The sequence below is a fragment of the Mycobacterium sp. NPDC003449 genome (assembly GCF_053588415.1).
Genome location: NZ_JBSFPX010000243.1, coordinates 1 through 9348, shown reverse-complemented (window position 1 = coordinate 9348; position 9348 = coordinate 1). Strand labels below are relative to the sequence as shown.

11 protein-coding genes and 1 pseudogene are annotated in these 9348 nt (G+C 65.1%); 6 read left to right on the top strand and 6 right to left on the bottom strand.

Annotated features, from left to right (window positions below; genetic code table 11):
• The 3 genes from ACWDTP_RS34945 to ACWDTP_RS34935 form a co-directional block, all read right to left on the bottom strand.
• Window positions 1–371 (bottom strand): pyridoxamine 5'-phosphate oxidase (locus tag ACWDTP_RS34945; RefSeq protein WP_450027803.1); only part of this gene is annotated, 371 nt, incomplete at its 3' end.
• Between the two features lies 1 nt (window position 372).
• Window positions 373–795: a PPOX class F420-dependent oxidoreductase gene (locus ACWDTP_RS34940; protein ID WP_450027802.1), complete on the bottom strand. Its 423-nt coding sequence runs from the start codon at window positions 793–795 to the stop codon at window positions 373–375.
• Between the two features lie 5 nt (window positions 796–800).
• Window positions 801–1226, bottom strand: coding sequence for a pyridoxamine 5'-phosphate oxidase family protein (locus ACWDTP_RS34935; RefSeq protein WP_450027801.1), 426 nt, complete (start codon window positions 1224–1226; stop codon window positions 801–803).
• Between the two features lie 120 nt (window positions 1227–1346).
• Between ACWDTP_RS34935 and ACWDTP_RS34930 the strand changes: the two genes are divergently transcribed.
• The gene (locus ACWDTP_RS34930) at window positions 1347–2336 is read left to right on the top strand and encodes an LLM class F420-dependent oxidoreductase (RefSeq protein ID WP_450027800.1); all 990 of its coding nucleotides are present in this window, start codon (window positions 1347–1349) and stop codon (window positions 2334–2336) included.
• A 42-nt stretch (window positions 2337–2378) separates the two neighbouring features.
• On the opposite strand, the gene ACWDTP_RS34925 is transcribed toward ACWDTP_RS34930, so the two are convergent.
• Window positions 2379–3182, bottom strand: coding sequence for a GntR family transcriptional regulator (locus ACWDTP_RS34925; RefSeq protein ID WP_450027799.1), 804 nt, complete (start codon window positions 3180–3182; stop codon window positions 2379–2381).
• A 374-nt stretch (window positions 3183–3556) separates the two neighbouring features.
• On the opposite strand from ACWDTP_RS34925, the gene ACWDTP_RS34920 reads away from it, so the two are divergent.
• The 4 genes from ACWDTP_RS34920 to ACWDTP_RS34905 are packed head-to-tail and all read left to right on the top strand — an operon-like array spanning window position 3557 to window position 7975.
• Complete coding sequence (locus ACWDTP_RS34920) at window positions 3557–4852, top strand: MFS transporter (RefSeq protein ID WP_450027798.1); 1296 nt, start codon at window positions 3557–3559, stop codon at window positions 4850–4852.
• Window positions 4849–6258 (top strand): amidohydrolase family protein, encoded by a 1410-nt coding sequence (locus ACWDTP_RS34915; RefSeq protein WP_450027797.1) that lies wholly within the window; start codon window positions 4849–4851, stop codon window positions 6256–6258. The genes ACWDTP_RS34920 and ACWDTP_RS34915 overlap by 4 nt, the downstream gene beginning before the upstream one ends.
• A 27-nt stretch (window positions 6259–6285) precedes the next feature.
• A complete protein-coding gene (locus ACWDTP_RS34910; RefSeq protein WP_450027796.1) occupies window positions 6286–7221 on the top strand; it encodes an NAD-dependent epimerase/dehydratase family protein in 936 nt (311 codons plus the stop codon).
• 10 nt (window positions 7222–7231) lie between these two features.
• Window positions 7232–7975 (top strand): SDR family NAD(P)-dependent oxidoreductase, encoded by a 744-nt coding sequence (locus ACWDTP_RS34905; protein ID WP_450027795.1) that lies wholly within the window; start codon window positions 7232–7234, stop codon window positions 7973–7975.
• A gap of 19 nt (window positions 7976–7994) precedes the next feature.
• On the opposite strand, the pseudogene ACWDTP_RS34900 reads toward ACWDTP_RS34905, so the two are convergent.
• Window positions 7995–8710, bottom strand: a pseudogene (locus ACWDTP_RS34900) (hypothetical protein); the annotation flags it as partial.
• A 36-nt stretch (window positions 8711–8746) separates the two neighbouring features.
• On the opposite strand from ACWDTP_RS34900, the gene ACWDTP_RS34895 reads away from it, so the two are divergent.
• A complete protein-coding gene (locus tag ACWDTP_RS34895; protein WP_450027794.1) occupies window positions 8747–9031 on the top strand; it encodes an OsmC family protein in 285 nt (94 codons plus the stop codon).
• Here the strand turns inward: ACWDTP_RS34895 and ACWDTP_RS34890 are convergent.
• On the bottom strand, window positions 9004–9348 hold a 345-nt coding region (locus ACWDTP_RS34890; protein ID WP_450027793.1), incomplete at its 5' end, for a hypothetical protein. The genes ACWDTP_RS34895 and ACWDTP_RS34890 overlap by 28 nt on opposite strands.

The window sequence follows — 9348 nt, the reverse complement described above, 5'->3', positions numbered from 1 at the left end:
TAGGTGTCCCAGTCGTCGTGGGTGCCGCCCGCGGCCGCAAAGACGTTGCGCAGCAACACCCGCAGACCCTCGGCGTCGACACCGGGGCTCGGGTCGTCGGGTCCGATGATCTCGGCGGTGCCCTCGACGGCGGCCCACTGCCAGCCGGCGCGGGCAACCACGGTGGCGCGGGGATCGGCGCGGAGGTGGCGCAGCTTGAGCGAACCACCGATCGCCACCAGCGCGACGACCGGCTCGGCGGTGCGCGGGTGGGCCATGACGCCCGCGTTCACGACCGAGGACTGGACGCTGCCGTCGCCGCGCAGGGTGCTCAGCACGCACAACCCGTGATCGCGGGACAGCAACTCGGCGAATGCGGAGATCTCGGCCATCTCAGCTCGCCACGTCGAATCCGGCGTTCACCTTGGTCGGCTTGACCCGCACCACCAGCTCACCGGGGACGCCGTTGCGCCGGCCGAACTCCTCGGCACGATCGGCGCCCATGTACCGGCCGCCGATCCGGGTGGCGACCGCGAGCAGCTCGTCGGGGTCTTCGCCGACCGAGGCCACACCCTGGATCTGGACGAAGGAGAACGGTGGCTTGTCGTCGTGCACACACAGCACCACGCGGGGATCGCGCGCGAGCGCCCGCCCCTTGGCAGCGCTCTTGGCGGTGTTGAAGACGATCTCGCCGTCGTCCACCGTGAACCACACCGGCGCGGCCAGCGGCCTGCCGTCCGCGGCCACCCACCCCAGCACCGCGGTGCGGGTGCCCTCGGACAGAAACGCGATCACGTCATCGGACAGCTCGGCCATGGCAGTCACAGGGTGCCGAGATCGGCCGACAGCCAGTGCTCGGGCTTGAGGTAGACCGCGACGTTCTCACCGTGCTCACTGCGGGAGAACTCCAGATAGGGCTCGACCTTCTCCGGGGGCAGGTAACGCTTGACCATCTCGACCAGCAGTTCTTCGGGGGCCGGTTCCATCCGGCTGACGGCGCCGTCGACAGCGACGTAGCGCACCGTGGGCTCCAGCCGCTCGACCATCAACGAAAAGTGGCCGGCCGCCTCGATGAGCCGATGCTTGCGCGAGCCGGGCCCGGTCAGCACCCAGGGTTCGCCGCCGGGGGTGTACTGGTACCAGATCGGCACGGTCAGCGGACCACGCTTGTCACCGGCGTACACCGACAGTGCGGCGATATGAGGCTCGGCCAGGAACTGTTCACGTTCTTCTTTGGAAAGGGCCATGATCGCCAGGTTACGTGGGCCCGGTGACATGCGGCGCAGCCGGCGACAACCCGCAAGTGACCGGACACGATCGATATTCGTCCTACCGCGCGGGCGCGCCCCGTCGTAAGGTCGGGTGCCATGCGCTTTGGACTCTTCATTCCGCAGGGCTGGCGGCTCGATCTCGTAGACATTCCCACACAGCGACATTGGCCGGTGATGCGCGAGCTCGCCGAATACGCCGACGCGGGCGCCTGGGACTCGCTGTGGGTCTATGACCACTTCCACACCGTTCCGGTACCCACCGATGAGGCCACCCACGAGGCGTGGTCGCTGATGGCGGCGTACGCCGCGACAACATCGCGGATCAAGCTGGGCCAGATGTGTACGGCCATGTCCTACCGCAATCCGGTCTATCTGGCGAAGGTCGCCGCGACCGCCGACGTAATCTCCGGCGGCCGGGTACAGATGGGCATCGGTGGCGGTTGGTACGAACACGAGTGGCGGGCCTACGGCTACGGTTTCCCGTCGGCCGGGGCGCGGCTCGGCCGCCTCGACGAGGGCGTGCAGATCATGCGTGACGCCTGGCGCGACGGCCGGGTCAGCTTCGACGGCAGGCACTATCAGGTCGACGACGCCATCGTCGCACCGAAACCGTTACAGGACAACGGTCTTCCGATGTGGATCGCCGGCGGTGGCGAGAAGGTGACGCTGCGCATCGCGGCCAAGTACGCGCAGTACACCAACTTCACCTGCGCCCCCGAGGTGTTCGCCCACAAATCGCAGATCCTGGCCGAGCACTGTAAGGACGTCGGCACCGATTACGATGCGATCGTCCGGTCGGCCAACTTCAACGCCGTCATCGGCGAATCCGAGGCCGATGTCAAGGCGCGGGTGGAACGGATCAGGCAACGACAGACCCGGGTCGCCGATCCGGCCGCGGTCGACGCCATGCTCTCGACCATGAGCGCCCCCGAATCCGCCTCCGGCACACCCGAACAGGTCGTCGAGAAGCTCGAACGGCTCCGCGACCTCGGGTGCGAGTACGCGATCCTCTACTTCCCGGAGGCCGCCTACGACCGGTCCGGTATCGAGCTGTTCGAGCAGAAGGTCATTCCGGCGCTGAGCTAGGACCGACTCGGTCCGCCTTGGCGGGCAGGCCCTGCCTGGCCCTCAGCCGAGCCTCGAGCGCCAGTTGCTGTCGATCGCGTCGGTGCCGACGATCAGGCTGCTCAAGTCCCCACTGACCGTGGGCCGTTGGGCATGTTGAAGGATTGCGTCGTGGACGCTGATCAGGTGCGCCCTCATCAGCTTTGCAGCATGTGCACCATTGTGACGGCGTAGCGCCGCGGTGATGTCAACGTGTTCGCTGATGAGACAACGCTGGGAGGCGGGAACCTCGAACTTTGCCAGCGCTAGACACGTCAACGCTGTCAGCTCCTCCAGATATTTGACACAGAAGGGATTGCCCCCGATCTGGGCCAGCGCTAAGTGATAGGTATTCGACAGTTCCACCGCAGCATCGATGTCGCCGGACTCCTTGTAGGTGCTCTGCTGGTCGGTAATGGCGCCGAGGCTGGCCAGATCTTCACCATCGATTCGATCCGCAACCCGCGCTGCCACATCGGTTTCGATAGCGATTCGTGCGTCGCGAACCTGCGCTACCTGCACGTCTGTGGGGCTGGTCACGAACGCGCCCCGCTTGGGGTAGTACTCGACGATCCCGTCGGAAGCGAGCCGAAACAGGACTCGGCGCACAACCTCTCGATTGGCGCCGAACAGTTCGCAGAGCTTGACTTCGGCGAGTTTCGTCCCGGGCCCGATTCGATTGCGCAGCACCGATTGACGAATGCGCTGGTAGATTTCCTCGCCCGGTAGCCGCTGTTGGTGAGTGCGGCTGTCGGGACCACCGGATGGTCCCGCAGCTGAAGCTGCGCCGCTTCCGTGGTCTGGCCGAGAATTCAATGAATCGGACATGATCTCCGCTCCATCGTGTTGCGCCTGCGCGGGTCGTGCTCGCGCAACCTCAGCGTGGACATGACGGTCTGCCGTTGAGGCGCCGCTCTGTGGATATCGGTCGTGAACACACAGCCTCAGGGATACCACAACGGCGCGTGTTGTCGACCTCGAGGCACTCAATGAGTATGCAAGACCCCACAGTTTTGTCAATCAAATTACGCCGAATTGTTGACAAGAAATTTGAAGTGTGATGACCTAGCTCACATATTTGAAGGACCCTGGTGGTCGGAACCCCGGTCTCCAGGCACCGAAACAGTCGGCACGGTCAGCCGAAGTCCCATGGACACCAAGCCATTTCATAATTTTTGCGAGAAGAGGATCTGGAGCACCTGATGACGCAGGATCTCAACGAACAGGATGCCGGGAGGGATGTCGAAGCGAGGCAACCTTCGACTCGGTCGTTGGTCTACGTGTGCACGATCTGTGCCCTTGCCTGGATCATGTCGGTGTACGACTTCACGCTTTTCGGCACGCTCCTACCTGCCATCAGCGAAGACTTCGGGTGGACACCGGCAGAAGCCACCACCATCAACACCATCTGTCAGGTCGGTATCTTCCTGGTGTCCTTGATTCCGGGATTCCTGATTGATCGCGTGGGGCGCAAACGTTCGTTGATCATCATGATGGTCGGCGGTGCACTCGTCGCCGGCCTCACCGGTGCCGCCATCGGCGCCGCCAGCCTCATCGTGGTCCGCGCACTGTCGGGGCTCTCGTTGTCCGAAGAAGTGGTCAACGCGGTCTACCTCAGCGAAATGCTGGAGAACGTCAAGCGCCGCGGATTGATCTACAGCCTGGTACAGAGCGGCTGGCCGATCGGCGCGTTGCTCGGTGCAGGCGTCTGCGCACTGACGCTACCGTTGATCGGCTGGCGATGGTCGTTCGCCATTGCGGCCGTCTCGACGGTGGCGATCATTCCGTTCGCCATGCGTTTGCCCGAATCGGCGCACAAGGGGGCGGTCGCACCCGTCGAGGCGACCGGCACCAACCCCGGCTGGAAGAGCAACCTGACCCGAGAATTCCGAGTCTTGTTCGCCCCCGGCCTGCGCAGACACACCCTTGCCACCTGCGGCGCGTGGCTGTTCAACTGGTTCGGAAATCAGGTGTTCACCGTTCTTGGAACCACCGTACTGATTCAAGCGAAGGGCATCCCGCTGGAGCGGAGCCTGATCATCCTGGTGGTGTCCAACATTGCCGCCTTCATCGGATACCTGTGTCACGGCTGGCTGGGCGACCGGGTGGGCCGGCGCAATACCATCATGCGCAGCTGGCTGATCGCATCGGTGCTCAGTGTCGTGCTCCTCGTGGGACCAAACGACGAACTGTTCGTCTTCATCGCCTACTCGCTGTTCCTCTTCTTCCAGCTCGGGCCCTACGCCGCGCTGCTGTTTTACATGGGGGAGTCGTTCCCCGAGCAGGCCCGCGGAAGCGGAGCCAACCTCGCCCACGCCTTGGCCCCGGTCGGCAGCATCTGCGGATCGGGAATCCTCGCCGTCATGCTTGGTTTCGGCGTCGAGATGTCCTGGTCGGCGATCGTCGCAGGATCGATCTTCATCGCGCTCTCGGCCATCTGCATCCGCCTCGGCGTCGACGACTGCAACCTGCGCGCACCCGCGGCGGTGAACGCATGAATCAGTCGCCCGAACACCTCGTCGACCTCGTTGTCGTCGGCGGTGTGGTCGTCAACGCCTCCCATCGGCAGGCCGCCACCGTGGTCGTGGACGGCGGTCGCGTCCAGGCTCTGCTGGCTGCAGACGTGTCCCCGCCGCACGCCCGTCGAACCCTCGATGTGGAGGGCCGCTTTCTCCTTCCCGGTGGTGTCGACCCGCACTGCCACATCGGCGAGATCGTCGGCGCCCACGCCGGACAGGACGACTATCTCAGCGCGACAATCGCTGCGTTGCACGGCGGAACCACTGCCCTCGTCAACTTCGCCATCCCCGAGGCCGGCGACGAGACACCCGTCGACTGTGCGAGGCGGCGCCTGACCGAAGGTGCGACGGCCCGTATTGACCACGCTCTGCACGGCGGCCTGGTCCGATGGGATTCGGAACTGCCCGATCAGATCGTCAAGTTGGCGTCATTGGGGATCCGCACCATCAAGATGTTCACCACCTACCGGGGCGTGCGGATGGTCGAGCCGGACACGATCCTGGAGGTCCTGCGCAGTCTGCATCGGCAAGGAGGGATGGGCTACGTCCACGCTGAAGCCGACCACGTCATCGAAGACGCCTTGGCACTCTGCGCCGACGCCGGCCGAATCGACGCGTCCCATCTTGCCGAGACCCGGCCCGCGATTGCCGAGAATGCGGCTGTCGCGCAGGTGCTGGCAACGGCGCGCCACCTTTCGGCACCGGTGTACTTCGTACACCAATCGACACCACAGGCGATCGCGCAAGTCCGCGCGGCACGACGCGAGGGGCTTCGCGCCTACACCGAGACCTGTCCGCACTATCTGCTCCTCAACGACTCGGTCTACAGCGAGCCCGGTGCCGAAGGGTTTGTCTGCTGCCCGCCGCTGCGCAGCGAGGACCTGCGTCAGGACCTGGTTACCGCGGCAGTGGTCGGCGATGTCGACACGATCGGGTCTGACCACTGTTGTTTCAGTCTCGAACAGAAATCAGCGACACGTCATGACGTCCGACACATGCCCAACGGCCTGCCCGGCGTCGAAACCCGAATCCCGGCCACATTTACCGCGTTGGTCACCCGCGCGGGGGTGTCGTTGGAACGTTTCGTCGCACTCACCTCCACCAACGCCGCCCGGTTGAACGGACTGCACGGCAAGGGGTGGATCGGCCCCGGTGCCGACGCCGATTTCTACAGCGTGGATCCGGCCGCGTCCCGCGTCACCGACGCGGCGGATCTGCACATGGCCACCGACTACACGCCCTACCAAGGAATTTCGCTCCACGGATGGCCGACAGAGGTGATCTCCAATGGCGAGGTGGTGCTCGATCACGACGGTTTCCACGATCCCGGCCCGGTGGGGCGGTTCTTGCCGACACACCCGCTCGACAATGCTCTATTGACCTGAAAATTACGCTCCTCCAGAAAGTTTGACATGAACACCAACATTGGCGCACGCCCCGACGTCGTGCTCGTGACCGGCGCTTCCGGTCTACTCGGCGGCAGTGTGATGCGGCAGCTGCGCAACCGCGGGACCCAGGTCATCGCGACCGACATCCACCCCGGAACCTCGGAGATAGTGGCTTGCGATGCCACCGATCCGCTCGCCATCGACGCTCTCGTGACAGAACACGAAGTCACCGGAATAATCCACTGCGGCGCGATCTCCGGGCCCATGCTCGCCCGCGACCAGCCCCGCACAATCATCGACACCAACATCGTCGGCACCACGAACATTCTTGAGGCAGCACGAGAACACGCTCTACGGCGGGTGGTGTTCTGTTCCTCGATCACCGTCTACGGAAACACCGCCGACGGACCGGTGCCAGAAACCACTCCGACCTCACCGACCAACGTATATGCGGCGACCAAAGTCGCCGGCGAGGCATTGGTCAGTTCGTACGCCCGCCAGCACGGTGTCGACGGGATCGCCCTGCGGATCGGTACCGTCTACGGCCCCGGCCGGCGCACGGCGTGCTACATCCGTACCCTGCTGCAGAACGCTCTCACCGGCTCGGCGACGGTGTTGCCCTTTGGTAGCGACTTCCCCCGGCAGTACCTCTACATCGAGGACGCTACCGAAGCACTTGTGCGCGCTTGGGATATCGAATCGCCGACCAGCCGCACGTTCAACGTGACCGGCAACTCCTACCTCACCATGGCTGAAATCGCGACGGTGGCCTCCGACGTCGTTCCCGGCGTGAATGCCCGCCTGGGCGACGGCCCCGACCCCGACGACCCCGACCGGCAAGGCCCCCTGTGCCCGGAACGCGCGAAACTCGAACTTGGATTCGAGGCGCGGTGGTCGCTGTCCGACGGGATCCGCGCCTATGCGGAATGGTTGCTACGGGAGGCCTCTGACAGTGAGTGACTCCTTCGACTTGACCGGCCGCACCGCCCTCGTCACGGGCGGTAGCCGAGGCATCGGCGCGGCAATCGTCGACATCTTCGCCAAGCACGGCGCGGCGGTCGCGCTGTGCCACGCCGGCGACCATGCGCGCGCCGACGGCGTGACAACCACTTTGCGGTCCGCAGGGCACGAGGTGTGGGCCCGTTCTTGTGACGTATCGTCGGAGAGCGCGGTCGCCGACCTTGCGCGATGGACACAGCAGACAATAGGTCACGTCGACATCGTGGTGAACTGCGCAGGGGTCGGAGGCGGCGATCGACCGTTCGACGACGTAGACCCCGCCGAATGGGATCGAGTCATCGGAATAAATCTTCGCGGCACCTACCTGGTGTCCCATGCGTTCTACGGGCCGATGACTCAGAAGGGTTGGGGGCGAATCATCAATGTCGCTTCTCAACTCGCCTACAAGGGTGCGACCGGGTTGGCACACTACTGCGCCTCCAAGGCTGGTGTCGTCGGATTCACCCGCGCGCTAGGAGTGGAAGGCGCACCCTACGGCGTGCTGGTCAACGCAATTGCCCCGGGACCGGTCGACACCATGCTCTTGCGTGGACACAGCGACGAATGGCTCACCGACAAGCGAGCGTCCCTGCCACTCGGACGAGTCGGCGAGGTGGAAGAAATAGCGCCTACGGCACTGCTGCTCGCTTCCTCAGCGGGCAGCTACTACGTGGGGCAGACATTGTCACCGAACGGAGGAGACGTCTTCCTCTGAGCCTCACTTGATCGAAGGGTTACCGACCCACACTCCTAGCCGCGGGAAAGTCCGTCGCCTGATCCAGGAGTTCGGCAAGATGCAGTGATGCGCTGCCCGGCAGCAGTTGCCGAACCGGCATGTGACAGCTGAATCCATCGGTCAGAACCACGGTGTCCGCGGCGGTGTCCCGCAGCGCGGGGGACAGGGGCTGCTCGGCGACCTGCATGCTGACCTCGTAGTGAGCCGCATCGAAACCGAAGTTGCCTGCCGCGCCGCAGCATCCGGTCGCCTCGCGCACCTCCGGTATGCCGACCGCGTGCAGGGCCCTGCGCTGTACCGCGGTGCCGAACACCGCGTACTCGTGCCAGTGGGCCTGCACGGTCGCCTCGGGCGGCAGCGCGCCGCGCGGACGCCAACCGGCCTCGGTCCGCTCCAGGACGCGCCTTGGCTCGCTGCGGACCAGGGCCCGCGCCACGTTGAAGCCGTTCTCCGGCAGCAGGTTCGCCAGATGGAATCCGGACACCTGGCGCGGGATGCGCCCGAGCTCGCGCCGGAACTCCGACAGGTGGGCAGCGGTCAGCGACCGCAAATCCTCGGCGATCCGGGTCCGGCGGCCACCGTGGCGGGGTCGGTGGCCCGCAGCTCGGTGTGGGTGGCGGTGAGCCGAACGCCATCGACGGTCACCAGGTCAAGCGACACCACGTGGTCACTGGTACGGCCGTAGCGCACCGAATGGTTTCCGCAGGCGTCGTTGACGAACTTCTCGTGGCCAGCCTGTCGCAGTGCCACATGCTCTGGTACCTGGCACTGTGCGCCCGTGACGGCATCACTGCGACCGTCTACCGCGACTATCCGGTGGGCACGATGGCGGAGACCGCCGAGGGCGGTGGCAGTTTCGTCGATGTGACGCTACGGCCCCGGGTGACCATCACCAGCGCGGACCGGGTCGACGACGCCGACACGCTGCATCACGAAGCCCACCGCATGTGCTTCATCGACAATTCGGTCAACTTCCCGGTGAACGCCGAGCCCACCACCAGCGTGGCTCAGTCAGCACGCGGCGACACCTGGTAGAACGCGATCCGCCAGCCGTCCTCGTCGCGTGTGACGAGGACGCTCAGGTTGAGCGGAATCCGGGTGCCGTCCGCTCTGCTGAAGTCGGCGCGCAGATACCCCAGGACCACGTTGTCGGCCGGCCGCCGGGATTCGTCGATCCGGTAGGAGACTGTCAGCCCCATCGGTTGTGAGTCGTAGTAGTCGAAGACGCCCCGCCGTCCGACGCTGTAGGGGTGCAGACCCTGGAAGATGGCGTCCTCGGTGAACAACTCGGCCACCCGCCGCGGTTCGTGTCCGGCGATACCGGCCTGCCACTGATCCAGTACGTCGCGCAG

Excerpts from the sequence above, each read along its gene's own strand:
- ACWDTP_RS34910 (WP_450027796.1), top strand. The coding sequence starts at position 6,286 with ATGAACACCAACATTGGCGCACGCCCCGACGTCGTGCTCGTGACCGGC.
- ACWDTP_RS34925 (WP_450027799.1), bottom strand. The coding sequence starts at position 3,182 with ATGTCCGATTCATTGAATTCTCGGCCAGACCACGGAAGCGGCGCAGCT.
- ACWDTP_RS34920 (WP_450027798.1), top strand. The coding sequence starts at position 3,557 with ATGACGCAGGATCTCAACGAACAGGATGCCGGGAGGGATGTCGAAGCG.
- ACWDTP_RS34895 (WP_450027794.1), top strand. The coding sequence starts at position 8,747 with ATGCTCTGGTACCTGGCACTGTGCGCCCGTGACGGCATCACTGCGACC.
- ACWDTP_RS34930 (WP_450027800.1), top strand. The coding sequence starts at position 1,347 with ATGCGCTTTGGACTCTTCATTCCGCAGGGCTGGCGGCTCGATCTCGTA.
- ACWDTP_RS34935 (WP_450027801.1), bottom strand. The coding sequence starts at position 1,226 with ATGGCCCTTTCCAAAGAAGAACGTGAACAGTTCCTGGCCGAGCCTCAT.
- ACWDTP_RS34940 (WP_450027802.1), bottom strand. The coding sequence starts at position 795 with ATGGCCGAGCTGTCCGATGACGTGATCGCGTTTCTGTCCGAGGGCACC.
- ACWDTP_RS34915 (WP_450027797.1), top strand. The coding sequence starts at position 4,849 with ATGAATCAGTCGCCCGAACACCTCGTCGACCTCGTTGTCGTCGGCGGT.